Source organism: Fibrobacter sp., from assembly GCF_045131395.1.
Taxonomy (GTDB): domain Bacteria; phylum Fibrobacterota; class Fibrobacteria; order Fibrobacterales; family Fibrobacteraceae; genus Fibrobacter.
Window position 1 is genome coordinate 71,253 of the sequence record NZ_JBGUQY010000024.1, and the last position, 26,944, is coordinate 98,196.

Below are 26,944 nucleotides of genomic sequence, written 5' to 3' on the forward strand. Positions count from 1 at the left end.
TATGGCAATCACGAAAGTTTGGCTGGACGAATCCAGTGACGAATGCGTCTCCTGCGGCGCTTGCGAAGCTACTTGCGACGCAGTGTTCGAAGTTCCCGAAAAGATGAAGGTCAAGGAAGGCGTTGATTTCTCTGCTTATGAAAGCGAAATCAAGGACGCTGCTGACAGCTGCCCGGCCGGCGTGATTAAGTATGAGTAGTTTTTAGTACTCTACCCAAAACTTTTAAAGCCCCGTCATCGACGGGGCCCTTTCTTTTTAATCCGAACTACTTAGCGTATTTTTCGTATTCGGCCTTGACCCATTCAGCGGAGTGAGCAACCGATTCAATCTTGACTTCGTCAATGGGGCCATTCCAAGTGTCAGCGGCAATTTCGGTACCACCAATGCGGAACGGCATCGGCATCACGGTTTTCTTCGGCTTGAACGGGACGCCAGCCTTTTCACTTGCAAGCTCTCCGTTGATGTAGAGGTACAACTTTTCGTTTTCGTAGACGAGCGCCAAGTGCGCCCATTCATTCATAGGCAACTTGCCACCGCGTTCCACATTACCCTTGGCAAGCCATGCGTATCCATGGCCGTTCCAGTCTGCGCCATCACCAACGGCCGTAAGAGCGCTCTGCATAATTTCGTACTGCAGCTGGAACTTAGAATCACCGGACATCCAGTCCGAGCGTTCCGCGAACAGAATCTGGTAAACGCCATCGCCACGATAACCGCCCCATTTAGTCCATGCCGACATCGTAAAGTCGCCGACACAGGGGTCAATGTCGCCAACTTCGATATACTGGCCCACCTTAAGCAAAATACCCTTGCCCGACACACCTTCCACGTAGGTCACGGTATCGGCAACCGAGCCGTCATTGTCGCGGATTTCAATTTGCTCATCCTTGCCGTCCATGTGGAGTTCCAAGGAAACAGCCAGTTCTTCCGTGGTATCGGTAACAGAGGTATCCTTCGTGGTGGTATCAGGTACAGACGGCTGCGGTTCAACCGTATCTTGCGGAGTATCGTTCTTCGGAACAACCACACTTTCGGGTACGTTCACCATAATGCCACCGTAAGCGGCACCACTATAATAGTGATAATCCGAAACCGTGAGCCAGCCCTTATTCTTGTTTTCAAGAGACGGGATCTTGAGCGTGTCGCCCACGATAGCCGTCATGAAGTTGAACCTCGCCTGGGGCTGTTCGCTTGCAACATACACCAGCGAAATGTCACCCACGGGCATGGCGTCAAAGGCAAAGGAACCGTCAGAGCCCACAGATGCCACGGCATTGCTACCCACGATGCGCATATAGCCGGACTTGGCAGCGGCAACGCTACTTTCAAGCCTGCGGGGGTGGCCCACCATGACCAGGGCATCGCCCGTATTCTGGATGCGGGAAAGGCCAGATTCAGAACCGGTTTCGGCATACAGCACCACAGAACGGGTACTGTCGAATTTCAATTCAAACTTTCCATTGTCATCGGCGACAACTTCAACGGAATCTTCGATAGCGGTCTTGTCCCAGTTGTCGTAATAGGCAACCACGCGGGCACGGGCCACAGGCTGGTTCGCCTCAGTCACCACGATACCGCTTGCAACGGAATTTCCGATATCGGTCACGCCACCGGCAGTTTCATCACTCCTGGAACAAGAAGTCAAACCTGCCGCAAAAAGAGCTAAAGCCACACCAGAGGCATATTTGAACAAAGTATCCATTATTTTGCCTCCTTTTCAATCTTCTTACTCATGGGGAACGCCACAAGCATCATCTCGTAAACGCGCTCCACATTGGGATCATTCGCCGCCTTCGCAATAATCTTTTTGCGGGCGTCTTCCAAAACTTCTACAGCGTAATTATAAGAACTTTCGCTCATGGCCAAGGTGGTGAACGCCGCAAAACGTTCGTTCTTGGGCATGGATTCCACGGCGCCGATGGCATGCTGAATATATTCGCGACGGATCTGGCGCAACGCGATCGGCGGAATTTCGGCGGCATCCAGCATTTGCGAAGTTTCTTCGTAATGGTCGCCCACCTTCTTGATCAAGTTCCATTCCAGAAGCTTCTTGACTGCGTCGCGGGCTTCTTCGGTAGTGATTTGCGGATTAAGCATGCGGGCCAGCACCATGTAGTCGTCGTGCCAGTCGGAGTTTACCGCCATTTCGCGGACCACCGGGTAATACCACTTGCTAAAGTAGGCCTGTTCGCGGGAGGTCACGTGTGTAAATTCAATCTGCTTGCGAATCTGGACAATCTGTTCCCAGGCATTTTCGCGTTCGTTCACCTGCTGGGCCTGGTTGTACTGCACCAGAGCCTCGAAATACGCCTTCTGCAACGGTTCGAAATCCATCGCCTTGGCGATTTTATCGATTGACTTTGGCGTAAGGTTAAAGCGCCCGCGGATTACGTTCAGACAGTAAGAAGAACTGCTGAAGCCCGCCTTTGCCGCGAAGAATCGGTGCGAGAACACGGCTCGCATCTTCTTCTGTTCCTCGAAGTAGTCTTGCAGGAACTTGCGGAAGTCGTCGTAATCAAACAGATGTTCTAGCGCAATACACATAGCCTTAAAATAAATAATTTTTACACACTAAGCAATAGCCGTCAGAAATTTTTACACACCCTAGCGGCCTTTTTAGGGCTATTCTTGACAACAATCACACAAATGGGAGCAATCGTACCACAAAGTTGACGGTAAGAAAAGTTTACACAATGTATAAATAATGAAAATTACGATATTTCTTCCGAAAGTGACATTAGGTCAAAATACATCATACGAATATGCAATTTTGTCGTGGTGCCTATATTGCGATATTCACACTCTTGCTGCTCAGAAGAAAACATATATTTGAAGCCATTCCTTTCATAAAAAGAAAGTGGTACGGGCTGATTATACGCATCTACCACCAAATAACGACATCCAGTCTTATTATCGGGATCAACAAACCACTGCTTAATATAGTCAAGAAGTTCGCTTCCTATATGGCGCTTTTTGTATGCAGAGTTCACTCCCAAACGACCAATCAACACAGCGGGATAAATCAGGCTTCTCTTTTCCCAAGGGAGGCCTTTACCAATAGACTTTTTTCTTGCATTAGGCAAATAATTCGTAAAGATACTTGCATTAGAAACCGTAAAAGCGCAAACGATGTTCTTTAGCGATTTTGCATCTACAAAAACGTATGTCTTACCCATCAACTGTCGACTATACTCAACAGCATCTTTTACGAAAAAAGAATCAAGGTCAATATTTCCACACGAAAAATCGTTACAGAAAGCAAGAATTGACGGCGTAAGGGCCGTACGAAGGCAACTAGATTCTAGAAAGGCCATTTCCCATCGGCCTTCAACTTAGCGATTCGTTCGGCATTGCGCAAATCAAAACCTTTCCACTCGGCAATCTGCCTGGAAAAGTCAATAGATCCGCGATTCCGTTCCGCAATCTTCGCATTCCTAACGAAAGACTCCGCAGCAGCGCCAGTCAAAATCGGAATATTGCTAATTGGTAAGGCCATATTCAACTCCTAATATACATTTTTTGCAGACCCGCTGCAAGAATCATTTTTCTTCGGCCGTAGAATATAAAAAACGTAATCCGCTAAATCGCAAAAATATCAATATTGGCAAACAGTTGTTTGCAACTATCAACAGATATTTTTTCCATGTCAAACATTGGTTGCAGCTATCCACAATTTAACCACATTTAAGACGATGGGGAGGGCTGCAATAAAAGAAAGGCGAGTGCAAACGCACTCGCCTTTTCTCAAAGCCTTTGTTGCACTCCGAAGGAGTGCAAACGGTCCGCCTCGGTCATAGGAACAAGTTACTTTGATGCTTTCAGCATCTGTTTGCTACGGTTCTGAAATGTCGAAAAACAAGTTTTCCTCCATTCCTTCACCTCGCAAACACTTGTTCCTGCGACGCTCGGCTAGAATCCTTTTTTCATATTTTTAAGCAGGGCGCTCATTTTGCCGGGCATGTTAGCGGCTTTCTTGGGTGCTGCACCCGGGCGGTCCTTGCCGGCGATTTTTGCCTTGAGGTCTGCGAGGGTTGCATGGCCCTGGATGCCGCCCTGGGGGCGGGCATTACCGCGACCGTTGTCGCGGCCGTGGCCACCGAATCCGCCGCGGTTACCGCCTGCACGCTGGCCACGAGGGCCATTAGCGCCTGCACCTGCAACGCCGTCGGTAGATTCCTGCTTCATGGAAAGGCTAATGCGCTTCTGGCCAACATCTACGGCCACCACGCGCACCTTCACGATATCGCCCACGGTCAAGACAGTCTTTGCGTCTTCCACGAACTTGTCGCTGATTTCAGACACGTGAACAAGACCGTCCTGGTGAACACCGATGTCCACGAAGGCACCGAAGTTAGCCACGTTCGTCACCACGCCTTCCATCCAGCTACCCGTAATCAGGTCCTGAATCGTGCGGATCTTGTCATCGAATTTGGCGTAGCGGAATTCCTTACGCGGGTCGCGGCTCGGCTTCTGAAGTTCCTTCATGATATCGTCCAAAGTAGCCTTACCCACTTCGTCAGAAAGGAATTCTTCGAGGTTGATCGCCTTCACGGCTTCAGCGTTACCCACCATATCCTTCACAGACACGCCGGCCTTTTCGGCCATCTTTTCGACCAGGGCGTAGTTTTCGGGGTGAACGGCAGAATCATCCAGCGGGTTTTCGGCACCCGGAATGCGCATAAAGCCGGCAGCCTGTTCAAAGGCCTTCGGGCCAAAGCCCTTCACGTTCTTCAAAGCTTCGCGGCTTGCATAAGCACCGTTTTCTTCGCGGTACTTCACAATCGCTTCAGAAAGCGTATTGCTGAGGCCTGCCACATGAGAAAGAAGCGGAGCAGAGGCGCTGTTCACGTCCACACCCACCATGTTCACGCAGCTTTCCACCACTTCGTCCAAGCGCTTCTTGAGTTCGCGCTGGTTCACGTCGTGCTGGTACTGGCCCACGCCAATGGACTGCGGATCCACCTTCACCAGTTCTGCCAGCGGGTCCTGCAAGCGGCGGCCAATGGAGATGGCGCCACGAGTGGTCACGTCTTCCTTCGGGAATTCCTGGATAGCGATCATGCTTGCGCTATACACAGATGCACCGGCTTCGCTCACGATCACGCGGGGCGGAACCTTGCCCTTGAACTTGGCAGACATTTCGGCGCAGAAAGCGTCCGTTTCGCGGCTAGCGGTACCGTTACCGATAGCAATCAAGTCAATCTTATACTTGTCAATCAGGCCCATCAGATACACAGCGGCACCGGCCTTGTCGTTCCACGGTTCGTGCGGCTTGATAATGCCGTGATCCAGGAACTTGCCGTTTTCGTCAAGCACGGCCACCTTACAACCGGTACGGAAACCCGGGTCGAGGGCGAGCACAGCCTTGTGGCCAGCCGGAGCGGCCAGCAAAACGTCCTGAAGGTTCTTGCTGAACACCTTGAAAGCTTCTTCTTCGGCGGCATCCTTCAGGAGCAAGCGCACTTCGCTTTCCATGCTGGGCTGGAGCAAACGTTCCCAGGCATCCTGGCACATGGCTTCCAAGTAAGGCGTCCAAGTGGTGTTGCCCTTGATAATCTGGGCCTTGAGGTAACCGATCATTTCTTCGTTCGGCACTTCGATAGAGAGGCGGAGAACCTTTTCCTTTTCGCCGCGACGAAGAGCGAGCATACGGTGGCTCGGAATCTTGGACACCTGTTCGCTGTAATCGTAGTAATCCTTGAACTTGGTTTCTTCCTTTTCGAAATCCTTCTTGACCTTAGAAATCATGACGCCGGTCTTTTCCATCTTGTTACGCAGGTACTGACGGAATTCGGCGTTGTCGGCCACTTCTTCGGCCAAAATATCGGCGGCACCCTTCAGGGCGGCCTTCGGGTCGGCAAGGCCCTTTTCTTCGGACAGGTAAATCAGGGCAATCTGTTCGGCAGTGTTGCCGGTTTCTTCCTGAGCCCACATGAGACGAGCGAGCGGTTCCAAGCCCAGTTCCTTTGCAGCCGTAGCGCGAGTGCGCTTCTTCGGCTTGTAGGGGGCATAAATATCTTCGAGGAGGGTCTTGTCCTTACAGGCTTCAATCTGAGCCTTGAGTTCGGGGGTAAGCTTGCCCTGTTCTTCGATGCTCTTGAGAATCGTTTCTTTACGGTCTACCAGTTCTTGCAGGTAGTCGCGACGGTGACTGATGTCGCGCAGTTCAATTTCGTTCAATGTACCCGTCTGGTCTTTACGGTAACGGGCGATAAAGGGGATGGTACCACCCTGGTCCATCAGTTCCAGCGCCTTGGCAACGCGCCATACTTCAAGGTTAAGCTCTTCGGCAATAATTGCAGAAAAATCCATAATATGTAATTTCCGTTATATGTATTTCGGTTTGAGGGTCTTAAAGCCCTAAGTCCAACCCAGCACCGCAGTGCGAGGTACCCCGGGAATTTTCCCGAGGTAAGGGGAATATAGATAATTAAAGTGTCAAAAAAGTGACATTTTATTGTCAAAAGAGGAGCGTGTCGTGGCGGGCACAGCCAAAACAGCCGTCCAAAACAAGGCTAACTCATAGGCTGTCAACGACTTAGCATTTACAGTCTTGAACTGGGTTCCACATTTTTCTATCTTTGCGCCGGTCAGTTCGAAACCCATCCTGACTTTAGGCGAAGCCTATAAACCAAAACTAGGAGACTTTATGCGTTCAGAAGCTGAACTCGAAGGCGTAACCCTGCTGGGCAATACGAAAACCCAATACAAGACCACCTACAGTCCCGAAGTACTGGAAAAGTTCCCGAATAAGCATCCGGGTAACGACTACATGGTCACCTTCAACTGCCCGGAATTCACAAGCCTGTGCCCCAAAACCGGCCAGCCGGACTTCGCCGAAATCAAAATCAACTACATTCCTGACCAGTACCTAGTGGAATCCAAGTCCCTCAAGCTTTACATGTTCTCGTTCCGTAACCACGGCGACTTTCACGAAGACTGCGTGAACATCATCATGAAGGACCTGGTCAAGCTGCTGGAGCCCAAGTACCTGGAAGTCGAAGGTCTCTTTATGCCCCGCGGCGGCATTTCGCTGTACCCCTTCGCCAACTACGGCAAGCCGGGTACCGAATTCGAAGCCCTCGCCAAGACCCGCCTGTTCACCGCCATCGATAGGAGAAAGTAAGATGCCTTTCCAGAACGAAATCATCCTTATCGCCTCCATCTTCGTGTTCTTTGGCGGCCTCGTCGCCTTCTTCCGCTTCTTCGGCAAGCAGGGCATTTTCGCCTGGACAGTCATCTGCACCATCGCCGCGAACATCGAAGTGCTGATTCTGGTACACGCCTTCGGTCTCGACACCACGCTGGGCAACGTGATTTTTGCCTCGTCGTTCCTGGCAACCGACATCATGAGCGAAATCTTCGGCAAGAAAGAAGCAAACCGCTGCGTGAAAATCGGCATTCTCGCCAACGTGACCTTCATCCTGATTTCTCAGAGCTGGTTCTTGTACATTCCTGCCGCAGGCGATACCATGGCAGAACCCATCCGCACCGTGTTCGCCAACACCCCGCGCGTGATGCTTGCAAGCCTGTTCGCTTACGCCATCTGCGAACTATATGACGTATGGGCCTACCACGCTGTATGGAAATGGACCGAAAAGAAGTTCGGAAACAAGAAGAAATACCTGTGGCTGCGCAACAACGGTTCTACATTGGTCAGCCAGCTGATCAACGTGGTCGTTTTCAACCTGCTCGCCTTCGCAGGCGTATTCCCGTGGAATACAATCGGAGAAATTCTGGTCTTCGGTTACGGCATCTTTATCGTGACATCGCTGATGGATACACCGTTCGTGTACCTCGCACGTCGCATTGCCGAAAAGCACCCGGAATTAATCTCGGAATAAATCCTTCGGCAGGGGCTTCCCCTGCTTACGCCAGGCGGCGTATTCCGCCGTCGCCGTAAAGATGGCATCTGTCGTAGAGTTCAGGGCCGTTTCCATACTGTCCTGAATCACACCGATAATAAAGCCGATGGCCACCACCTGCATGGCAATATCGCTAGAAACGCCGAAGGGAGCGCAGGCCAGCGGAATCAAGAGGAGCGAACCGCCCGCCACACCGCTCGTACCGCAGGCGCCAATGGTAGCCAACAAACACACGATCAATGTCGAGGTAAGTGTTACCGGAACCCCAAGGGTATGCACCGTGGCAAGGGTCATGATGGTAATGGTAATGGCCGCACCGCTCATGTTGATGGTAGCGCCCAGCGGAATAGACACGGAATAAAATTCGCGATCGAGACCCAGCCTTTTACAAAGGGCCATGTTCACAGGAATGTTGGCGGCAGAACTGCGGGTAAAGAAAGCCGTGACAGCGCTACTCTTGAGGCACTTGAGCACCAGGGGGTACGGGTCGTGGCGCAACACGATTCCCACAATCGCCGGCACCAGCACCAGCGCCATAAAGAGCATGGTAACCACCAAAATCAAGATCAGGGAGCCGTAGGTCTTGAAAATGCCGATACCGTTGGTAGAAACCGAGGTAAACATGATGCCCATGATGCCGAAGGGTGCCAAGTTGATAATCCAACGCACCACCATGGACACGGCACTGGACAGATCCTGCAGCACGGTAAAGGTCACCGGGCTTGCGATTTTCTTGATGGCAAAGCCCATGAAGGCGGCCCACACGAGAATGCCTATATAATTAGCATCGGAAATGGCGGCAAAGGGGTTCGACACCGCATTCACCAACAAGTTGTGCATAATCTCAAAAATATCGGAAGGCACCGTCGAGGCATCGGCAGATACCGCCAAGTCCAAATTCTGCGGGAATATAAAGCTTACCCCCACTGCAGCAAACGAAGCAAGCAGCGTACTCACCAGGTACAGAGCAACCACGCGGGCAAAGCGACGGTCAAAACGCGAGTTGCCGTTGGCAAGGGAGCACACTATCAAAATAAACACCAGTACCGGCGCCACCGCCTTCAGGGCTCCGACGAAGAGCACGCCGAATTCGCTAATCCATTTTTGCGACGGTAAAAACACACCCAAGAGTGCACCCACCACAATCGAAATTGCGATACGGAGCACCAAGTTTGCACTATTATATTTTTGGACCAATGTGCTAAATTTCATGGCGAGCCTCCACTTTCCAAGTGTAATATAAATATAATTTTGCGGTTTTTGGGACAAAAACGCAAGGTGGGCAAAAAATAACGGTCATTTTTCGGGGCCTCATTTCGCTCGTCTTTCCCGATGAACTAAATTTTGCGCGGAAAATGTTTTTTACGGTGCTCACATACCTGGTCATCGGCCTCTTGGCCGTGTTCGGACTATTCTATATAGTCTTGGAGGTGCGGTTCTTCCGCGCCCTGGGTTCCGTGCGCGTCGGAAACTCCGATGTGGAGCCCGCCCCCAAGGTAAGTATCCTGATTGCCGCCCGCAATGAGTCGGCGGGAATCCGGGCCACCCTGGATACCGTCCTTGCCCAGGATTACCGCGGCGACTGGGACGTCTGGGTAGCCGACGACCGCAGCGACGACGATACACCGCAAATTTTGGCCGAATATGCCGCCAAGAACCCCAAGCTGCATGTCCTGACCATAAAAGAGATTCCGGAAGGGGTCAGCCCCAAAAAGCACGCCCTTTCGCTGCTGATTGAAGCCTGCGAAGGCGAAATCCTGTGCCTGACCGACGCCGACTGCCTGGTAAAGCCCACCTGGGTCACGGGCATTGTGGCCGAATTCGAACCGGGTATCGAACTGGTGGCCGGGCATTCCTACATCCCCACCATCCCCGGCAAGTCCAGCGTGCTCATCTGCATGCAGGCGGTGGAGACCCTGATTTACCGTGTAGCAGGCACTGCGGGCCTCGCCATGCGACTCCCCCTGACCAGCACCGGCAACAACCTGGCCTACCGCAAGAGCTTCTTCAAGAGCGTGCACGGGTTCGACAACGTCATCAAGATCCAGAGCGGCGACGACGACCTGCTGATGCAAAAACTGGCAGCCGACCGTCCCTGGGCCATGCGCTACTGCATCGCCGAGTCCACCTTCGTGACCACCAACGGCAAGGAAACCCTCAAAGAGCTTTGGGAACAGCGCAAGCGCTGGGCATCTAAGACTATATATTATACACCGAAAATCGTGTTTGTGCTCTCCATGGTGTTCCTGTTCCTGGTCATGCAATGCGTGGCAGCCGTGTTTGCACCGTTCAGCTTTAACGTTTTAATCGCGACTATCATCGCGTTCGTCGCCAAGTGCGTTGGCGATTTGGTTTTAATACTCCGTGGGCTTAGGATCTTTAGGCAGGAACACCTTTTAAAATGGTGCATTCCTGTTGAATTTATCCACGCCCCCTTTACCGTACTGGCTGTGCTTTTCGGCCTGTTCGGAAGATTCAAATGGAAATAATGATGGCAACTACTACAAAAGCAACTAAGACCGCAGCGACAAAAACAACCGCTGCAAAGAAAACGACAACGAAGGCCGCTACAAAAACTGCGAAAGCCCCAGTCGAAGGTAAGACTTTAATTATCGCCGAAAAACCGAGCGTGGCCCTGGACCTGGTCCGCGTGCTCGGCCAAAAGAGTTTCAAGAACGAAAAGACCCATTACGAAAGCGACACCACCATCGTGAGCCATGCCATCGGCCACCTGGTCGAAATCGCCGACCCCAAGGAAATTGACGAGAAGTACAAGAAGTGGGAAATGAGCACGCTCCCCATGCTCCCGAAAGAATTTCCGCTGGTCGCAACGCCGGCCACCCGCGGACAGCTTTCGGCACTGAGCAAGCTCATCAAGCGCAAGGACGTGACGACCATCGTGAACGCATGCGATGCGGGCCGCGAAGGTGAATTGATTTTCTTCTATATATTGCAGTATGTGCTCAAGGGCAAGTTCACGGGTAAGACTATCAAGCGCCTGTGGATGCAGAGTATGACCCCTGCCGCCATCAAGGAAGCATTCGAAAACATGCGCGACGGCGCCGAAATGGAAAACCTGAAGGCAGCCGCCCTTTGCCGTAGCGAAGCCGACTGGCTCATTGGCATGAACGGCAGCCGCGGCCTTACCGCCTACAACAGCTCCATGGGCGGATTCCAGGTGACCCCCTGCGGCCGTGTACAGACCCCGACGCTCGCCATCATCGTGAACCGCGAAGAAGAACGCCTGCAGTTTGTACCGCAGAAGTTCTGGACCGTAGAAGCCGAATTCGACAACGACGGCAGCCAGTACCAGGGCAAATGGTTCGTGGCCGACGGCAAGGACAAGCAGAAGCAGATTTTTGACGAAAAGAAGGTCAAGGAAATCCTGAAGAAGTGTAAGGGCAAGACCGGCACGGTGGAAGAAACCTCTGCCCCCTCGCTCCAGAAGTGCGGCCCGCTGTACGACTTGACCACCCTGCAGCGCGAAGCGAACAACCGCTTTGGCTTTAGCGCCAAGACCACGCTTTCTATTGCGCAGGCTTTGTACGAACGCCACAAGGCAACCACCTACCCGCGTACCGACAGCCGTTGCCTGCCCGAAGACTACGTGGCCCCGGTGAAGGCTACCCTCAGCAAAATCGAAGGTCCGCTTTCCAAGTTCGCAGAAACCGCCCTCAAGAACAACTGGGTCGTGAAAACACCCAAGGTGTTCGACAACTCCAAGATTTCGGACCACTTTGCAATCATTCCCACCGGCGTGATGCCCACGGGCCTCACCGAAGCCGAGCAGAAGATCTTCACGATGATCTGCCAGCGCTTCATCGCCGTATTCTTCCCGCCTGCCAAGTACGAAAACACCACCCGCGTCACGACCGTGGAAGGCGAGACCTTCATCACCGAAGGCAAGGTGCTCATTGATCCGGGCTTCAAGGCCGTGTACGGCAAGGACAGCGACGAAGAATCCAACATTCCGGCCCTGAAGGGTAAGTCTGCAAAGACTGTCGCTCTCGAAGAAAAAGAAGACTTTACCAAGCCGCCTGCACACTACACCGAAAGCACGCTCCTCTCGATGATGGAAAGTGCCGGTAAGCTGGTGGAAGACGAAGAACTCCGCGACGCCATGAAGGAACGCGGACTTGGAACGCCGGCCACTCGTGCCGCCATTATTGAAAAGCTCGTGAGCGACAAGTACGTTGTTCGCGACGGCAAGGACATGATCCCGACCGCCAAGGCATTCGACCTGATCAAGGTGCTGAAGGCCATGGACATCGAAGCGCTCACCAGCCCGGAACTCACCGGCAACTGGGAATATAAAATGGAGCAAATCGAGAAGGGCAAGGAAACCCGCGAAAAGTTCATGGAAGGCATCGTCGACATGACGCGCACCATGGTGAAAAACATCAAGGGATTCAAGGAAGAAAGCACTACCGGCGAAGCGCCCTTTAGCCCCGTGAACGGCAAGAAGGTTTTCGAAACCGTGAGCCGCTACACCACCGAAGACGGCATCGTGATCCGCAAGATGATTGGCGGCAAGCGTCTGACTCCGGAAGAAATCACCGAGCTCTTGACCAACCGCAAGATTGGCCCGCTCACCGGATTCCGCAGCAAGCGCGGAGCCGAATTCTCGGCCGTGGTGATTATCAACGACGAAAACAAGATTGAATTTGTATTCGACGAAAAGCCCGAAGAAGTTGAAGTGGGCGCCGAAGTCGGCAAGTCGCCGGTCGACGGTTCTACCATGTACGAAACCATGACGGGCTACGTGAGCGATTCTTACCTGAAGAAGGAACCCAGCGGCATTACGCTCCCGAAGATTTTGCTGGGCAAGGAAATTCCGCTGGACGAAATCAAGAAGATGCTCGCCGGCGAAAAGACCTCGCTTTTGAAGGGATTCCGCAGCAACAAGACCCACCGCACCTTTGACGCTTACTTGTATCTGGATAAAAGCGGCAAGCTCAAGTTCGACTTCCCGCCCCGCGAATTCAAACCCCGCCGCTTCGGCAAGAAAAAAGATGCATAAGTACAGATGGCGGATCAAGTCCGCCATGACGCATAGTCTACTCGCCGCGGCTGTTTTTGCAGCAAGCGCTTTTGCGGAAGAGTCTCAGGACGAGATTCATTTTGTACCGTTGAATTCGCTGACAGAATCCGTAGCGGAACAAGTCGGTGACACCAATGCGGCCGTAAACGCAGCAACAAATGCGCCCGCGAGCAGTTCAGCGGCAGCCATGCCGTACACCGCGGAGGCCTTGCCGCAAGAAGATTCCGTACAAACGCCCTACGGCCTCCCCCGCGAAATCATGCCCTTGTGGGATTCGCTGACCATCAAGCAGAAAGCCGCACAGATGGTCATGGTCTACATGACTCCCGCAGATTTCATGCTGAAGAATGAATTCGGCGGATACCTGGTGATGAAAAATCACCTGAAGAATCTGGACAAGTTCACCGACAACATTCGTACCGTAAACGCCAACATGCGAATCAAGCCGCTGGTGGCCGCCGACCAGGAAGGCGGTTTCGTAAACCGCATCTCGGTAGTGTCGCCGCAATGGGAGCACACCCCCAGCGCCAAGCAAATGCGCTCCATGAGCGAAGATTCTATCCGCACTCTGGCCCAGAGAATCGCCGCCGTAATGGACAGCATCGGAATCAACCTGAATCTGGCCCCCGTGCTAGACCCCGCCAAGGATAGCCGCGGCAAGAATTCCTTCATGGAAGAATCCAAGCGTTCCTGGGGCGAAGACACCCTGAACGCCCCCAAGGTCCGCGCCTTTGTGCAGGGCATGCGCGAAAGCAACGTGACCTGCGTCTCCAAGCATTTCCCCGGTTACGACTCCTGGACCAACAGCGACCACCAAATCGCCGTGAGCGCCACCCCCAAGGCCAAGATTGCGAAGAACGTGGAATTTTTTAAGACTCTCGCGAGCGATATTCCCGTAACCATGATGAGCAGCGTGCGCTTTATCCGCATCTCGAATCGCCCCGCCGTATTCGAGCCCCGCATCGTGAAAATGGCCCGCGAAATGTCGCCGGAAACGGTGATCTTGACCGACGACCTGTGGGGCGTGAGCCTACGCGCCTGGGTCAGCGGCACCGAACGGGTCACCAGCAAGACCTACCCCGCCAAGGATTTTAGAAAACTCGTGCGCACCGCCCTTACGGCCGGCAACGACATGTTCATGATTACGTACCCGCAGAAAGCAGTGGAAATGGTGAACTACCTGGCCGCACTTTCTAAACAAAGTAAATACTACCGCCAGCGTATCGAAGAATCCGCAGCCCGCATCTTGAAGATGAAGTACAAAGCCGGATTACTCAACTAAACAATCTTCGCTTTTTTCGGGGTCGATAAGTTCTTGACTTCTTTAAGGATCTTTTCTGGTCCCACCTTGTTGTAGGCCAGTTTCAGAATCTCGGCCGCCGCCAGGGCATCGTCCAAGGCGCGGTGGTGATTGAATTCCGGCAATTCCAACGCCTGGGTCAACTTGTGCAGACTGTAGCTGGGAAGCCCCGGGAAAAAGCGGCGGGCAATCTTGACGGTGCAAAGCCTCGGGGGGTCAATCTTGATGCAACAACGCTTCAGTTCCGTCCGCATGAACTTGCTGTCGAACTGCACATTGTGCGCCACGAAAATGCGGTCTTTCAGGAGTTCCGCCACCTCTTCAGCAACAGAAGCAAACTGAGGCTTGCCCTGCACCATTTCGTCGGTAATTCCCGTCAAGTGCTGTACAAAAGGCTGAATCGGCATGCCAGGATCCACCATCGCTGAATAAGTCTTGACCACCTCGCAATCGTCCATCAGCACAATGCCGATCTCGGTAATGCGGCCCTCTTCAGCCGTACCGCCCGTAGTCTCTAAATCAACAACCGCAAACTTCATCGTACTAATTCATCAAATGGATTGTTTCACCCCTTCGGGCCTCGCAATGACGTGGGAGCCGAGAGATGCAGAAACGCGCTTGCATGTTTCTATATCCGAGGCGAACCAGTCATGCGCTTGCGCAATGACGTGGGGCTACTTTATGGGGATATCGAACTCCAGGGACTGCTTGGCGGATTCGCTCACGACCTTCGCCTTAAGCACCTTGGACTTGGGCTTTGCGAACAGGGGCACCACCATCAAATTCGACACCTTGCTGCTTTCTGCAGTGGGTTTCGCCTCGCTATCGCGGGCCGTCTGGGAGAAAATCGGCTTCTTACCCTTGTCATAAATGTAGTAGGTCAGCTCGCGGGTGAACCCCGGCTTGATCTGGTTCGTAGGCACCTGGAAATACACCATACCGCCCTTGGGCACCTTGCGCAAGCTGTCCCGAATCTCTTCTTCGGTGGCAAAATCGCCTTCCATCATCATGCGCACGTCTTTCTTGATCTTGTTGGCGCTTTCGTAGTTGACCGTAATCTGGAATTTTGCGTCTTCGGGAATGGCGCTGGGGCGCACATCGCGGACCTTGGCATTGTTCTGATAGTATTCCCAACGGCCATTTTCGTGCAAAATCACCGTTGAACCGTTCGATGTGGTGGCAATAATGTCTTCAGCAAAGACCCCTGTCGCAGAAAGCAACAGAATCATCGCTATAACCCATAAAAATCCAACCGACCCACATACCCAAACGTTCAACTTCATGGGATCCTCTACACTTAGACACCTTGAGCCTAATATATACGATTCAGCCCCCAAAAGTCATTTTTCGGGCAAAAAAAATGCTACAATTTTGATACGGAAATTACAATTTAATATTGAACGCTTTCAGAGCTTCACCGAGAACCTTGAAGAAGTCTTCGATGTCCTTTACGTCGATGGCACCAAGGGCACAGAGGCGGAAGGTATTCGTCGTCGAAATCTTGCCCGGATAAATGGTAAAACCGCGGTCATAGCAGTAGTCGTGCACCTTCTCGAAATCCCAGTTCGGGTCTTCGGGGTATTTGACGGAAACGACGAGGCCCGATTCGATGGACGGGTCGATAACGGTATCGAAGCCGAGTTCAGCCACACCCTTGCGGATTGCTTCGTAAACGCGGCGGTGACGGGCAAACTTTGCGGATTCACCTTCAGCAAAATATTCCTTGAGTGCCTGGATGGTGGCGTAGATGGTCTGCACCGGCGGCGTGAAGTGCATTTCGCCGGTCTTTTCGAAGAAAGAATATTGCAGGTAAAGGTTGCAGTAGTACGAACGCGTCGGGTAGTCCTTTGACTTCTCGATAATGTCCTTGCGGCCAATCACAAAGGAGAGGCCGGACATGGCCATGAGACCCTTCTGGGCCGAAGCCATGCAGAAGTCCACGTTATCTTTCACCACATCGAGGGGAATCATGCCGAGCGTCGAGGTCGTGTCGGTAATGAAGATGGCACCGTACTTGTGTGCCAATGCGCCGATTTCGCGGATGGGGTTCAGCACGCCCGTACCCGTTTCATGATGGCAGCAGTAGACAACAGCCACGTCGGGATTTTCCTGCAAGGTCTTCTCGACAGCGGCAAGGTCCGGGCGTTCGAACACGCTGGACTTCAGGTTGATATGCGGCAGATGGTACATCTCGCAGACTTCGACAGCGCGGGAGTTGTAAGCGCCGTTATTCACTACGAGAATCTTCTTGCCTTCGGGAACCAGCGAGTTGATGCACACGTCGATATTGATGGTGCCGGAACCGCAGAAGAGAACGGAAGTGTACTGGTCGGCAGGAGCATGCACCACCTTGAGCAAGTCTTCGCGGAGGCCCTTCATGAGGCCGGCAAAGGCCTTTTCACGGGGGCAGATATCCGGAACCACCTGGGCGTACTTGACGGTGTCGGTGGTGGTGGCGGGGCCGGGGTTCAGCAACACGTTTCTCTTGATCGGTTCCATAGATATTTCCTTAAAATCGTCCGTAAAATTTAGAGGTACTGGAGGATGTTCTTTTCGGCGTAGGCCAAATCGTCCACGTCGTCGATTTCATACCACTTGAGGCCATCCACCTTGAGCACGAACACCTTCATCTTTTCCTGCGACATGGTCAGCAGCTCGTATTCGTAACCCAGCTTCGGCTTCTCAACGACCTTGGCGGCGTAATCTTCGCACATGGCCTTGTAGAACTTGTTCGAAAGCTTGTGGATGCCCACCAGTTCGCCCTTTGCATCCAGCTGGGTCTTGTCGGTGGAGCACATGGTAAGGCGGCCACCTTCGCCGAATTCCACGTAGTACTGGTCCTGGAACTTGGTTACGGGCGTAATGAGCATGATGGTGGGCTCGGAACATTCAAGGAGAGAGGTGATGGCCTTCTTCTCGAAAACGAGGTCCGATTCCAGAAGCAAAAAGTCGTCATCGCCGATGACGTCGCGGCAGTTGTACAGCGTGTACATGCTGTTGGTTTCGGCGTAGCGGGGACTGAACACGCATTCGATCTGCGGGTAGGTGGCCTTGAGGGCTTCGTACTTTTCCTTGTGGTAGCCGGTACCGATGACGATGCGTTCAATGCCGCAGTCAATCAACGTCTTGATGCTACGTTCGACCATGGAAAGGTCACCGCATTCGATAAAACCCTTGGGAATGGTCTCGGTGTACTTGCCGAAGCGGGTTCCCATTCCCGCCGCCATGATGACAGCCGTCTTGACCATCTTACTTCCTCAGAAATTCCATCAATGCGTTCTTGTTCTCGATAGGCGTAGTGGTCGGGCGTCCGAGATCCTTGCGGTTGCCCTTCTTCACCTTGACTTCCAGGAGCACGGGGCCCTGCATGCCCTTCAGCTTTTCGAGGGCGGCGGCAAGGGTTTCCTTGCTGTCGGCGGAGAGGGCATCGCGGTAACCCACGGCCTTCGCAACAGCGGGCAGGTCAATTTTCAGGCCCACCGTCGGCTGGCCGCCAACGGAATCGTGGGCTCCGTTATTGAACACCACGTGTACATAATTTGCGGGAGCCTTGCTTGCGACAATCGCCATGGAACCCATGTGCATAATCGTCGCGCCGTCACCGTCAAAACACCAAACCTTGCGGTCTTCTTTTTCCATCGCGATGCCGAGGGCAATCTGCGAGGCGTGTCCCATGGAACCCACCGTCAGGAAGTCGCGCTCGTGGCCTTCACCCTTCTGGGCGCGGTATTCGAAAAGTTCACGGCTGATCATGCCCGTAGTAGAGACGACAACGTCCTTCTCGCCAAGGGCGGCCGCCACCGTCTGGATGGCCTCTTCGCGGCTCATCGTGAGGTCGTTCTTCTCGACGCTCTGGAGCTTGTAATCTTCGAAGGTATCCTTCTCGATGACGAGCGCATAGACCTCGCCCGTCTCCTTCATCGTCTTCACAGCCTTCTCGATCTGCTTGGCGGCCTTGTCCTCTTCCTTGCAGAGCACGTCAAAGTTCACGCCCATGGTGTTGAGAATGCCAGTCGTCACCTTGCCCTGCTTCACGTGCTGCGGTTCATCGTGCACGCCGGGGCGTCCGCGCCAGCCAATGAGCAACAGAGCGGGAATGTTGTAGACTTCCTTGTCCGTCAGCGAGGCGAGCGGGTTGATGATGTTGCCTTCGCCGGAATTCTGCATGTAGACCACGCCGATTTTGCCTGTAGCGAGGTGGTAACCCGCGGCAAGGCCCACGGCGGCGCCTTCGTTTGCGGCAATCACGTTATGCTTGGCATCCTTGTTGTCGGCAATGTAGGCGCAGATGTTCTTGAGCAGGGAATCGGGTACGCCGGCATAGAAGTCAATGCCGTAAGAACCCAGGGTGTCAATAAAAAACTTCGGGCTGATCATGTCGTTACTTCTTCATCGTTCCGGGGATGAGGTTCAGGATTTCCTTGATGGGCATGCAGTAGTCGTTGGAGGCTTCCAGGCTGCGGCTATGCGTCAGGATGGATTCCGCGCACTTCACCATGGCCGGATAGGCAGACCGCAACATGTGGTTCGCGTAGATGACCACATTGATGCCCCAGGTGGCCAATTCCTCTTCGGTAAACTGGTTGTAGGTGGTGGGCACGGCCACGATCGGCGTGTGCGCATCCTTTTCGCGGAAGCGACGGCAGAATTCCTTGATGTCCTCGCCGCTCTTGTCCTTGGAGTGGATCATGATGCCGTCAGTACCGGCAGCAACGTAGGCGTGGCAGCGTTCCAGGGCATCGTCCACGGACTTGCCCGCAATCAGAGATTCGCAGCGGGAAATCACCATGAAGTCTTCGGTGACCTGGGCTTCCTTGCCCGCACGGATCTTGGTGCAGAAACCTTCGATGGTGTCCTGCGTCTGGATGGCGTCAGTACCGAACAGGGAATTTTGCTTAAGGCCAACCTTGTCCTCGATAATCACTGCAGAAATGCCGAGACGTTCAAGCGTACGCACAGTGAAGCCGAAGTGTTCTACCTTTCCACCGGTATCGCCGTCAAAGATGACCGGTTTGGTCGTGACTTCCAGCGTATCGTTCAAATCATGCAAGCGGGTCGTCAGGTCCACCGCCTCGATATCCGGCTTACCCTTACTGGTAGAATCAGTCAGCGAAGACGACCACATGCCGTCGAACTCGCGCACGCAGCCGTCGATTTCGACGCTGGTGTGTTCGGCAATAAGGCCGGTAAGGCCGTTGTGGGATTCCAATATGCGGACTATCGGCTTGGCCGCGATCAGGCGGCGCAGCGCAGAAAGTCTTGCCTGCGGCGTGGTACCTAGGCTATCCATTTCCTTCTTGAGTCCCGTAGAAGTGATGCCCTTGGTATATGGAATTTCAATGACCTTACCGCCCTGGGCTTCCATAACCTTGAAGACTTCGTCACGGATAAACTTGTCCGGTCCGTAAAGCCAGTCATCGCCGTGAATGATGTAGTCGGGCTTGTACTTCTTCAGGTTTTCCACATAGCTCCATTCGTCCTGCGGAACCACCTTGGCAACGCCCTTGATGTTCTCCACAACATTTTTGCGTTGCTCGTAATTCAAATACGGGAGTCTCTTGTGCGTAGCAATCGCTTTGTCAGTAAAAAGCCCAATCATCACGTCACCGTACTTGGCGCCCTCATTGATAATGTTGATGAGGCCCGGGTGCATGATGTCACCAATCATTCCTAGATAAACCGTCTTTGCCATTTTTCATTTTCCAGAGTTAAACGCAACTCAATTATAGAAATCTATGGTGACCTATTTCCGAAAGTCTTTTTCTCAATTGTCTTGATAGAGTCCAAAAAAGCCTTTTCCACAGCCTGCTCGTGAGAAAGTATCCGCCTTGGGGTCGTAATCAATGCTCGTCGCGTAAATGTCGAGAACCTGTCGGTAGAACACCTTCTCGCTGGCACGGATGTCGCGAATCCGCGCCAGAAGTTCCTGCCAATAGTTGCCACCGCCGAGATTTTTCAGACGTTCATCGTCCATCGTGAAGCCCTTGACAATATACTCCTTGAGGCGCTTCGTGGCCCACTGCCTGAACTGGGTGCCGCGCAGGGACTTTACGCGGTAACCAACAGAAATAATGACGTCAAGGTTGTAAAAATTGGCCTTTTTCGTCAAATTTTGCATAAATTCGGAATTTCCGAACAACCACTTTTTCGTCAAGTTCCCCCTCTTTGAATACATTCTTTATATACTCGTTTATGGTTGATTTCGACTTGCTAAACAACACCGACATCTGGTCCTGTGTAAGCCAGGCAGTCTCATCCTCAAAGCGGACCTCAACATTGATTGCCTCGTCATCGGTTTTGAAAATTACAATCTCTTTATTCATGCTGATCCAGAGAAAAACATATACACATTTGTTCACTACAAAATATACACAAACGGCGGGCAGATGTCAAGCCTTTTCCGCAAAACTGATTTACACTTCACCGCAGACTTTGAAAAAAATGTTTACAGAAAGGCTACATTTTTCTATCTTTGGCCTAAAGAGGAATACAATACATGAAAGTCATTTTGCCCGTAGCCGGCAAGGGCGAACGTATGCGCCCTTACACCAACAACCTGCCGAAGTGCTTGCTGCCCGTGGGCGGCAAGACCATTATCGACTGGATTGTGGCGGACACGCTCCCGCTCCAGGCAACAGAGACCATCTTCATTACCGGGTACAAGGCCGAGACCATCGACGAGTTCCTCACCCGGCGCCCGGAATGGGGCAAGACCCGCACCGTATTGCAAAGCGACCCGCAAGGGCTAGGCCAGGCCGTAAGCCTTGCGCTCCCCTACGTGGCTGACGACGAGCCGCTCCTCATTATCCTCGGCGACACCCTGTTCCAGGCGGACCTCCAGAGCCTCGCCAACGCGAACGAAAACATTCTCTACACGTACAGGGTCAAAGACCCGAGCCGATTCGGCGTGGCCGTGACCGACATAAATGGCAACATCGAACGGCTGGTCGAAAAGCCCCAGGAATTTATTAGCGACGAGGCCATCGTAGGCATCTACTACATCAAGGACACCAAGGCGCTCCGGGAATCTCTCCGCAACCTGATGGACAACGACATCCGCACCCGCGGGGAATTCCAGCTGACAGACGCCCTCCAGATGATGATCGAGAAAGGCTGCAAGTTCCGCACCGCCCCCGTGCAGGAATGGCTGGACTGCGGATTGCCGGAGACCCTAATCCAGACCAACACCTGGTTGTTGCAGAACAAACACGGGCTTAACAACGTCAACCGTGCAACGGTAGACCAGCGAGCCACTATTCAAAATACAAAGCTGATTTCCCCATGCATTATCGGCAAAAACGCAACCATTGAAAATTGTACCATTGGCCCCAACGTAACCATCGGCAACAACTGCACCCTAAAAGATGTCATCACAAAAGACTGCATTGTATGGGATAACGAAAACGTCAACAACTCCTACATAGAAAAACAAATTGTAGCAAACGGTTGATTGCGCAAAAATGAAAACGCTTTCAAGATCTTATTTTCATTCCATACTTCTTTTTGCAATTTCATACACTTCACTAACATCATTTATTGCCTGCAGCAATAGCGATGGGATAGATTACGCCGAATGGGAGTATTACAACGTTGATAGCGAAGAGGACTCCCTGGTCGAGCCCCAAAAACAAGGTTGTTTCAACAGCTTTAGGTTACCTAATTTACAATCAATTGCATGTCAAAAAAAATTCTATTCTAATGACACCGTAACCGATTTTCCGCAATCCGGCTTTTTCCAGAATACATTCACCATCGTTTTCCCGAACAAGAAACCATTAAATTGTGAAACCGGCGGAAAAGTACCAACAGCAGAAAGCCCCCTGATATCGGCAATACTTATCGACTCTTCAACCACTATTCGATGCGTTGACTTCTCTGCAAAATCAACATACAACGAAATCATCCGCACCTACATTCTAGAAAAAGCCCCTGACATTGCAAGCGTATTTATAACCACGGATCCCAATTCCCTATTTGACCCCGACACCGGAATTTATATGGAAGGCTCCAATGCCCAAAAAAAAATGCCTCATAATGGAGCAAATTATTGGTTAGATAAGGAAATTCCGATTTTTATCGAACTTATAGAGCCAGAAACGTCAACTTCAGTTTTTGCAAAGTATGCGGGATTGAAAATTTTTGGCAACTGGAGTCGCGCAAATGCGAAGAAATCCGTGGCAATTACATTCCGTGAAAAGTATGGCAACAAACGACTACATTACCAACTTTTCCCAGAATTTCCAGAATTAAAAGAGTTCAAAGGATTTATTCTACGGAACTTTGGAAATAGCTTTGGACTGGATTACATTCGAGACCGTCTCGCAAGTTCCCTTAGCGAAGGTCTAGGAGTTGATTATCAACGAGGACGTTACACTGTAGTTTATTACAATGGTAATTATTTTGGCCTTCACGATCTACGTGAACGATCTAACGAATACTACTTTGAAACGCATTATGGGATTAGTCATGATAAGATAAACCTGCTTAAAGCAGACAACTCTGTTTCGGCCGGTTCAGCAACTGACTACATAGCCTTAATGGATTGGTTGAAAAACCATAATTTAGATAACGACAGCAACTATGCATACATCGCTTCAAAAATTGACATTGACAACTACATTAATTATTTGCAAGTGGAATTGTTTGCAAATAATCTCGATTGGCCAGGAAACAACCTAAAAAAATGGAATAGCCCAAGCATTCAACATAAATGGAAATGGTTTTTATATGATCTAGATTTTGGATTTGGATATGCATCGTATACCCAATACAACATATTTGATTACGTATTGTCAGAAACAGGCAATAATTGGAAAAATGCTCCAGCACACACTTTACTTCTTAGAAAACTTATAGAAAATGCTAATTTTAAAAATACGTTTATAAATCAAATGGAAATACTCCTACAAACAAATTTCAAAACATCTCGGATTACAGCAAAAATAAACCAGCTAATGGAAGAAATCGAATCGGAAATTCCACGGGACCAGAAACAATGGTCTTTAAACGCATCAAAGATGGAATTCCATCTACAAGAAATCATTAAATTCGCTGAGCAACGTCCTGCAATCATTATCAATAACCTTCATGAACATTTTAAAATTGAAGACCATCTGCCACACCCCTAAAAAATCACCTTTGTAAAGATGCACTATCATTTCGTTAAACCACGCCCCCTACTCCTTGGTATCGTTATCTGCAGTCTGATTTTGGGATGCAGTAACAGCGAATATACTAATGGAACAAGATGGGATGATATAATTGTCAGCCAAGATTCAAATGCTTCAGCAAATTCTTTAAAATTAGACTATCTACCATTGGACGACTCCGAATACCCCTACGCAGGAATTCCTCGAGTTGTCATCGAAACAATAAACCATCAGGCAATCAAAGACCGCGAAACAGAAATTCCAGCCAAATTACAAATATGGGGAAAAAGCGCCCCCCAATCCACAATAATGACCTTAACAGTTAAAGGGCGAGGACACGATTCATGGGGATATCCCAAAAAATCGTATTCCATAAAATTTAACGAGAAACAATCTTTTCTTGGTATGCCTAAAGCAAAAAAATGGGTAATGCAAGCAAACTATAGAGACCGAACACTAATCCGCAATGCAGTTGCGCTTGAACTAGCGCGAAGGACATCGCTCGCGTGGACCCCCAACGGAAAATTTGCAGATGTTTTTTTTAACAAGAAGTTTATAGGAAACTATTACATCTGCGAAAAAATTGAAGTGAAAAACAATCGGTTAGAATTAACAGACAATTCATATCTACTCGAATTTGATATGTATTATGACGAAGAATTTAAATTTCGAACAGAATACAATAATCTTCCTGTGAATATCAAATATCCAAAAGACCTCGACAGCTACCAAGTTAATTATATAAAGCAATTTGTCGATTCGGCCGAATACGTTTTACAACGAAGTGCTGATGATACAACGTATCTTGATTATATTAACCAAGAATCATTCGTTGATTATTTCACAATATACGCTTTATCTACAAACGATGAACTCATGCATCCCAAAAGTGTCTATATGCATAAAGAAAGCAACGGAAAACTTCAAGCTGGTCCCGTATGGGATTTTGATTACGATACTTTTGATATTAAAAAAATTGGCTTAACAAACAGAAATACAATCTTATTTAGACAATTTTCAAGAAAATATTCCTTTAAAAGAGCTTTCTATCAAAGATGGATTACCAATAGAGAATCTTTTTCCACAATAAATTCTTATATAGATTCTCTCTCAAACTATATTAGAGAATCAAATGAACAAAATATAAAACTTTGGCCAATAAAAATAAATGCTCACAAAATAGGCGATGAAGAAAAAAATTTTGAGGACGCAATTGAAATGTTAAAATCATTTATTCAAGAAAGAATAAATGAGATGGACACTTTGATATACACAATTTAATCTTCAAAAGCAGACGTTCATTTGTAGAACTTGCTCAATCACAGGAGCCATATCAAAATACTTATACAGACCTAGACGTCCACCAAAAATGACATCTGTTTCTTGATTAGCCAATTTACGATACTCCTCCGCCAAAGCATTATTGCGGTCGTCATTTACAGGATAGTACGGTTCCAACCCATCTTTATATTCTGTTGAATATTCTTCTGAAATTACTGTCTTGGGACAATCATAAACAGCCTGCCCAAACATTTCAAAATGCTTATGTTCAATAACACGAGTATAAGGCTGGTCATGCGACGTATAGTTTACAACAGCGTTTCCTTGGTAATTCGGGGTATTTTCGATGCGCGTTTTAAAGCTCACCGTGCGCCATTCAAGTTTTCCGAGCTTAAAGTCAAAATATTCATCAATGGCACCGGTATAGACAAGCTTATCCGCAACATTACGCCAATTGTCCTTATATTCTGCGAAGAAATCCACACCCGTACGGGTTTCAACACCATTTAGCAGACCATTAATAAGCTTGTTATATCCACCAATAGGAATTCCCTGATAACGATCATTGAAATAATTGTTATCAAAGACTAATCGCACCGGGAGGCGCTTGATAATGAATGCTGGAAGGTCCTTACAGTTTCGGCCCCATTGTTTCTCTGTGTATTCCTTAATGAGTCTCTCGAAGATATCCTTACCGACTAGCGTCAACGCCTGTTCCTCAAGATTAGCTGGCTCACATCCATTTAATGCAGCCACCGCATCCGCCTTCTGTTCTTCAATTTTTGCCAAGGCTTCTGTCGGAGTAGTCACCCCCCACATCTGGTAGAACGTATTCATATTAAACGGCAGGTTATAAAGTTTTCCCTTATAATTTGCCACAGGGCTATTAGTATATCGGTTGAATTCCACAATGGAATTCACGAAGTCCCATACTTGCTTATTATTGGTATGGAAAATATGTGCACCATACTTGTGAACGTTAATGCCTTCTACATTTTCGCAATATACATTACCACCGAGTTGTGGGCGTTTGTCTATAACCAAGCATTTTTTTCCAGCACAATTAGCGCAATATGCAAATGTGGCTCCAAAAAGGCCCGAGCCGACAATGAGGTAATCATAATGAACAGGTTTCATTTTTAAGTCCTTTCAGAATTCGTTTAATTAGAATCAATTGATTCAAAGATGACTCTATTAAAAGAATCAACACTATGTTCCTTGTAATAATTGTTTGAAACCGAAGGCAACTGTAGACATAAAGTTTTTTTTATTGATTCTGGCGTTATTTCATCAAGAACAATTCCCAATGAATATTTTTTTATAATTTTCCCAATCATTGCAAATGCGGGGCCAATCACAGGCTTCTTAAAAAAGGACGCATATCCAACGACTCCACTGCTTTGTGCTGCACTTTTATAAGGAATCATTATTGCATCACAAGAAAGACACAAATTATTTAAAAACTCATAAGAGCAAAATTCATCAAAAACCTTAATTCGACTATAATTTTTATTATTCTTCAATACTTCGTAAAAATCTTCGCGCATCTTTGAGTTTACTTTACCCGCAAAAATGAAAAATTTATTCTGAGCAATTTTTTCAGGAAGCATATTAATCGCTTTCAACAATTCTATCGTACCCTTTCTATAATCCATAGCCCCAAAATGCAAATAAACAATATCATCACTATTTATAGGAAATTCATTTCGAATCAAAGACAATTTACTTTTATCTATATCGGGAACTGGGTCAGGTAAATATTTAAATTTTCTTGATTTAAATTTTTCGTTCAGTAATAAAGTCATTTCTGAATCATTTAATATATAAATCCGTTCAACATTAAAATGCTTGGAAATAATTGCATATCTAAGATTTTCAAGAACCAAGCGAAGACCTCGAAATTTCACCTTATTGTACAAATAGATACTATAAACAATACCACTTACCAAAACCCCTTTAGGCAAAAAAAATGGTAAAAAGGGCATAAGCTCCATAAACATAACCAACCATACACGATCAATCTGAAACTCTTTAACATATTTACGTATTACAAAAGACATTCTCCAAGCACTTTTAAGTAGTTTTTGATCTTCGGAAATTTTCTGTTCTTCATCATTTAAAAAAACAAATTTGATATTATTTGTTTTTTCCCAATGAAACTTATCTTTCACCTGATCAAAGTCTTTATTCACCAAGAAAAAAAATTCATTTGAATTCAAGCAAGCTTCAGAATACCAATGATGCAGATATTCTAGATGATGACCTACAACTTTATTGTCATAAATAAGAATTTTCATACACACTTCT

At 49.5% G+C, this 26,944-nt stretch carries 23 protein-coding genes and 1 pseudogene; 9 read left to right on the forward strand and 15 right to left on the reverse strand.

Annotation, left to right across the window (positions count from 1 at the left end):
• Nucleotide 1: 1 nt before the first annotated feature.
• On the forward strand, nucleotides 2-199 hold the full coding sequence (locus ACJMNB_RS06930) for a ferredoxin (protein ID WP_173352825.1): 198 nt from the start codon (nucleotides 2-4) through the stop codon (nucleotides 197-199).
• A gap of 67 nt (nucleotides 200-266) precedes the next feature.
• On the opposite strand, the gene ACJMNB_RS06935 is transcribed toward ACJMNB_RS06930, so the two are convergent.
• The 5 genes from ACJMNB_RS06935 to ACJMNB_RS06955 form a co-directional block, all read right to left on the reverse strand.
• A complete protein-coding gene (locus ACJMNB_RS06935; protein ID WP_405340501.1) occupies nucleotides 267-1,703 on the reverse strand; it encodes a LamG domain-containing protein in 1,437 nt (478 codons plus the stop codon).
• The gene (locus tag ACJMNB_RS06940) at nucleotides 1,703-2,545 is read right to left on the reverse strand and encodes a TIGR02147 family protein (RefSeq protein ID WP_405340504.1); all 843 of its coding nucleotides are present in this window, start codon (nucleotides 2,543-2,545) and stop codon (nucleotides 1,703-1,705) included. The genes ACJMNB_RS06935 and ACJMNB_RS06940 overlap by 1 nt, the downstream gene beginning before the upstream one ends.
• Nucleotides 2,546-2,712: 167 nt before the next feature.
• Nucleotides 2,713-3,177, reverse strand: a complete 465-nt coding sequence (locus tag ACJMNB_RS06945; RefSeq protein WP_405340507.1) for a GNAT family N-acetyltransferase — start codon at nucleotides 3,175-3,177, stop codon at nucleotides 2,713-2,715.
• Nucleotides 3,178-3,302: 125 nt separating this feature from the next.
• Nucleotides 3,303-3,497 carry a hypothetical protein gene (locus tag ACJMNB_RS06950; RefSeq protein WP_405340510.1) on the reverse strand — a complete coding sequence of 65 codons (195 nt, stop codon included), beginning with the start codon at nucleotides 3,495-3,497 and terminating at the stop codon, nucleotides 3,303-3,305.
• Nucleotides 3,498-3,910: 413 nt separating this feature from the next.
• A complete protein-coding gene (locus tag ACJMNB_RS06955) occupies nucleotides 3,911-6,313 on the reverse strand; it encodes a Tex family protein (protein ID WP_405340513.1) in 2,403 nt (800 codons plus the stop codon).
• A 337-nt stretch (nucleotides 6,314-6,650) separates the two neighbouring features.
• Here ACJMNB_RS06955 and queF point away from each other — a divergent pair, with 337 nt between their 5' ends.
• Together queF and ACJMNB_RS06965 are read left to right on the forward strand one after the other, a co-directional pair.
• Nucleotides 6,651-7,127 carry a preQ(1) synthase gene (gene queF, locus ACJMNB_RS06960; RefSeq protein ID WP_405340516.1) on the forward strand — a complete coding sequence of 159 codons (477 nt, stop codon included), beginning with the start codon at nucleotides 6,651-6,653 and terminating at the stop codon, nucleotides 7,125-7,127.
• Between the two features lies 1 nt (nucleotide 7,128).
• Nucleotides 7,129-7,845 carry a queuosine precursor transporter gene (locus ACJMNB_RS06965; RefSeq protein ID WP_405340519.1) on the forward strand — a complete coding sequence of 239 codons (717 nt, stop codon included), beginning with the start codon at nucleotides 7,129-7,131 and terminating at the stop codon, nucleotides 7,843-7,845.
• Here ACJMNB_RS06965 and sstT read toward each other — a convergent pair.
• Nucleotides 7,831-9,078, reverse strand: coding sequence for a serine/threonine transporter SstT (gene sstT / locus ACJMNB_RS06970; protein ID WP_405340522.1), 1,248 nt, complete (start codon nucleotides 9,076-9,078; stop codon nucleotides 7,831-7,833). The genes ACJMNB_RS06965 and sstT overlap by 15 nt on opposite strands.
• Nucleotides 9,079-9,221: 143 nt before the next feature.
• On the opposite strand from sstT, the gene ACJMNB_RS06975 reads away from it, so the two are divergent.
• Genes ACJMNB_RS06975 through ACJMNB_RS06985 form a run of 3 tightly spaced genes read left to right on the forward strand, consistent with a single transcriptional unit; the run spans nucleotide 9,222 to nucleotide 14,189 of the window.
• Nucleotides 9,222-10,355 carry a glycosyltransferase gene (locus ACJMNB_RS06975; protein WP_405340525.1) on the forward strand — a complete coding sequence of 378 codons (1,134 nt, stop codon included), beginning with the start codon at nucleotides 9,222-9,224 and terminating at the stop codon, nucleotides 10,353-10,355.
• On the forward strand, nucleotides 10,346-12,886 hold the full coding sequence (locus ACJMNB_RS06980; RefSeq protein WP_405340528.1) for a DNA topoisomerase III: 2,541 nt from the start codon (nucleotides 10,346-10,348) through the stop codon (nucleotides 12,884-12,886). The genes ACJMNB_RS06975 and ACJMNB_RS06980 overlap by 10 nt, the downstream gene beginning before the upstream one ends.
• Nucleotides 12,879-14,189 (forward strand): glycoside hydrolase family 3 N-terminal domain-containing protein, encoded by a 1,311-nt coding sequence (locus ACJMNB_RS06985; protein WP_405340531.1) that lies wholly within the window; start codon nucleotides 12,879-12,881, stop codon nucleotides 14,187-14,189. Before ACJMNB_RS06980 ends, ACJMNB_RS06985 begins: the two co-directional genes overlap by 8 nt.
• On the opposite strand, the gene ACJMNB_RS06990 is transcribed toward ACJMNB_RS06985, so the two are convergent.
• The 7 genes and pseudogenes from ACJMNB_RS06990 to ACJMNB_RS07020 all read right to left on the reverse strand — a co-directional run.
• Nucleotides 14,186-14,746 carry a PolC-type DNA polymerase III gene (locus tag ACJMNB_RS06990; RefSeq protein ID WP_405340534.1) on the reverse strand — a complete coding sequence of 187 codons (561 nt, stop codon included), beginning with the start codon at nucleotides 14,744-14,746 and terminating at the stop codon, nucleotides 14,186-14,188. The two genes, ACJMNB_RS06985 and ACJMNB_RS06990, sit on opposite strands and share 4 nt — an antisense overlap.
• Before the next feature lie 135 nt (nucleotides 14,747-14,881).
• Nucleotides 14,882-15,490, reverse strand: a complete 609-nt coding sequence (locus ACJMNB_RS06995; RefSeq protein WP_405340537.1) for a hypothetical protein — start codon at nucleotides 15,488-15,490, stop codon at nucleotides 14,882-14,884.
• A 100-nt stretch (nucleotides 15,491-15,590) separates the two neighbouring features.
• Entirely contained in the window at nucleotides 15,591-16,706 is a 1,116-nt protein-coding gene (locus ACJMNB_RS07000; RefSeq protein ID WP_405340540.1) for a 2-aminoethylphosphonate aminotransferase, read from the reverse strand.
• 29 nt (nucleotides 16,707-16,735) lie between these two features.
• The gene (locus tag ACJMNB_RS07005) at nucleotides 16,736-17,455 is read right to left on the reverse strand and encodes an NTP transferase domain-containing protein (RefSeq protein ID WP_405340543.1); all 720 of its coding nucleotides are present in this window, start codon (nucleotides 17,453-17,455) and stop codon (nucleotides 16,736-16,738) included.
• 1 nt (nucleotide 17,456) lies between these two features.
• Entirely contained in the window at nucleotides 17,457-18,584 is a 1,128-nt protein-coding gene (gene aepY / locus ACJMNB_RS07010) for a phosphonopyruvate decarboxylase (RefSeq protein WP_405340546.1), read from the reverse strand.
• Nucleotides 18,585-18,588: 4 nt separating this feature from the next.
• The gene (gene aepX / locus ACJMNB_RS07015) at nucleotides 18,589-19,899 is read right to left on the reverse strand and encodes a phosphoenolpyruvate mutase (RefSeq protein WP_405340549.1); all 1,311 of its coding nucleotides are present in this window, start codon (nucleotides 19,897-19,899) and stop codon (nucleotides 18,589-18,591) included.
• A gap of 129 nt (nucleotides 19,900-20,028) precedes the next feature.
• A pseudogene (locus tag ACJMNB_RS07020) lies at nucleotides 20,029-20,530 on the reverse strand (virulence RhuM family protein); the annotation flags it as partial.
• A 173-nt stretch (nucleotides 20,531-20,703) separates the two neighbouring features.
• Here ACJMNB_RS07020 and ACJMNB_RS07025 point away from each other — a divergent pair.
• From ACJMNB_RS07025 to ACJMNB_RS07035, 3 genes are read left to right on the forward strand one after another with little or no spacing between them, the layout of a single operon-like run.
• Complete coding sequence (locus ACJMNB_RS07025) at nucleotides 20,704-21,657, forward strand: sugar phosphate nucleotidyltransferase (protein WP_405340552.1); 954 nt, start codon at nucleotides 20,704-20,706, stop codon at nucleotides 21,655-21,657.
• A 10-nt stretch (nucleotides 21,658-21,667) separates the two neighbouring features.
• A complete protein-coding gene (locus ACJMNB_RS07030; RefSeq protein WP_405340555.1) occupies nucleotides 21,668-23,335 on the forward strand; it encodes a CotH kinase family protein in 1,668 nt (555 codons plus the stop codon).
• 18 nt (nucleotides 23,336-23,353) lie between these two features.
• Nucleotides 23,354-24,637 carry a CotH kinase family protein gene (locus tag ACJMNB_RS07035; protein WP_405340558.1) on the forward strand — a complete coding sequence of 428 codons (1,284 nt, stop codon included), beginning with the start codon at nucleotides 23,354-23,356 and terminating at the stop codon, nucleotides 24,635-24,637.
• 3 nt (nucleotides 24,638-24,640) lie between these two features.
• Here the strand turns inward: ACJMNB_RS07035 and glf are convergent, their stop codons facing one another.
• Both glf and ACJMNB_RS07045 read right to left on the reverse strand, forming a co-directional pair.
• Complete coding sequence (gene glf, locus ACJMNB_RS07040; protein ID WP_405340561.1) at nucleotides 24,641-25,774, reverse strand: UDP-galactopyranose mutase; 1,134 nt, start codon at nucleotides 25,772-25,774, stop codon at nucleotides 24,641-24,643.
• A gap of 23 nt (nucleotides 25,775-25,797) precedes the next feature.
• Nucleotides 25,798-26,934: a glycosyltransferase gene (locus tag ACJMNB_RS07045; protein ID WP_405340564.1), complete on the reverse strand. Its 1,137-nt coding sequence runs from the start codon at nucleotides 26,932-26,934 to the stop codon at nucleotides 25,798-25,800.
• Nucleotides 26,935-26,944 lie beyond the last annotated feature (10 nt).

Coding starts and splice junctions, on each gene's coding strand:
- ACJMNB_RS06930 (WP_173352825.1), top strand. CDS start 2: ATGGCAATCACGAAAGTTTGGCTGGACGAATCCAGTGACGAATGCGTC.
- ACJMNB_RS06935 (WP_405340501.1), bottom strand. CDS start 1,703: ATGGATACTTTGTTCAAATATGCCTCTGGTGTGGCTTTAGCTCTTTTT.
- ACJMNB_RS06940 (WP_405340504.1), bottom strand. CDS start 2,545: ATGTGTATTGCGCTAGAACATCTGTTTGATTACGACGACTTCCGCAAG.
- ACJMNB_RS06945 (WP_405340507.1), bottom strand. CDS start 3,177: ATGGGTAAGACATACGTTTTTGTAGATGCAAAATCGCTAAAGAACATC.
- ACJMNB_RS06950 (WP_405340510.1), bottom strand. CDS start 3,497: ATGGCCTTACCAATTAGCAATATTCCGATTTTGACTGGCGCTGCTGCG.
- ACJMNB_RS06955 (WP_405340513.1), bottom strand. CDS start 6,313: ATGGATTTTTCTGCAATTATTGCCGAAGAGCTTAACCTTGAAGTATGG.
- queF (WP_405340516.1), top strand. CDS start 6,651: ATGCGTTCAGAAGCTGAACTCGAAGGCGTAACCCTGCTGGGCAATACG.
- ACJMNB_RS06965 (WP_405340519.1), top strand. CDS start 7,129: ATGCCTTTCCAGAACGAAATCATCCTTATCGCCTCCATCTTCGTGTTC.
- sstT (WP_405340522.1), bottom strand. CDS start 9,078: ATGAAATTTAGCACATTGGTCCAAAAATATAATAGTGCAAACTTGGTG.
- ACJMNB_RS06975 (WP_405340525.1), top strand. CDS start 9,222: ATGTTTTTTACGGTGCTCACATACCTGGTCATCGGCCTCTTGGCCGTG.
- ACJMNB_RS06980 (WP_405340528.1), top strand. CDS start 10,346: ATGGAAATAATGATGGCAACTACTACAAAAGCAACTAAGACCGCAGCG.
- ACJMNB_RS06985 (WP_405340531.1), top strand. CDS start 12,879: ATGCATAAGTACAGATGGCGGATCAAGTCCGCCATGACGCATAGTCTA.
- ACJMNB_RS06990 (WP_405340534.1), bottom strand. CDS start 14,746: ATGAAGTTTGCGGTTGTTGATTTAGAGACTACGGGCGGTACGGCTGAA.
- ACJMNB_RS06995 (WP_405340537.1), bottom strand. CDS start 15,490: ATGAAGTTGAACGTTTGGGTATGTGGGTCGGTTGGATTTTTATGGGTT.
- ACJMNB_RS07000 (WP_405340540.1), bottom strand. CDS start 16,706: ATGGAACCGATCAAGAGAAACGTGTTGCTGAACCCCGGCCCCGCCACC.
- ACJMNB_RS07005 (WP_405340543.1), bottom strand. CDS start 17,455: ATGGTCAAGACGGCTGTCATCATGGCGGCGGGAATGGGAACCCGCTTC.
- aepY (WP_405340546.1), bottom strand. CDS start 18,584: ATGATCAGCCCGAAGTTTTTTATTGACACCCTGGGTTCTTACGGCATT.
- aepX (WP_405340549.1), bottom strand. CDS start 19,899: ATGGCAAAGACGGTTTATCTAGGAATGATTGGTGACATCATGCACCCG.
- ACJMNB_RS07025 (WP_405340552.1), top strand. CDS start 20,704: ATGAAAGTCATTTTGCCCGTAGCCGGCAAGGGCGAACGTATGCGCCCT.
- ACJMNB_RS07030 (WP_405340555.1), top strand. CDS start 21,668: ATGAAAACGCTTTCAAGATCTTATTTTCATTCCATACTTCTTTTTGCA.
- ACJMNB_RS07035 (WP_405340558.1), top strand. CDS start 23,354: ATGCACTATCATTTCGTTAAACCACGCCCCCTACTCCTTGGTATCGTT.
- glf (WP_405340561.1), bottom strand. CDS start 25,774: ATGAAACCTGTTCATTATGATTACCTCATTGTCGGCTCGGGCCTTTTT.
- ACJMNB_RS07045 (WP_405340564.1), bottom strand. CDS start 26,934: ATGAAAATTCTTATTTATGACAATAAAGTTGTAGGTCATCATCTAGAA.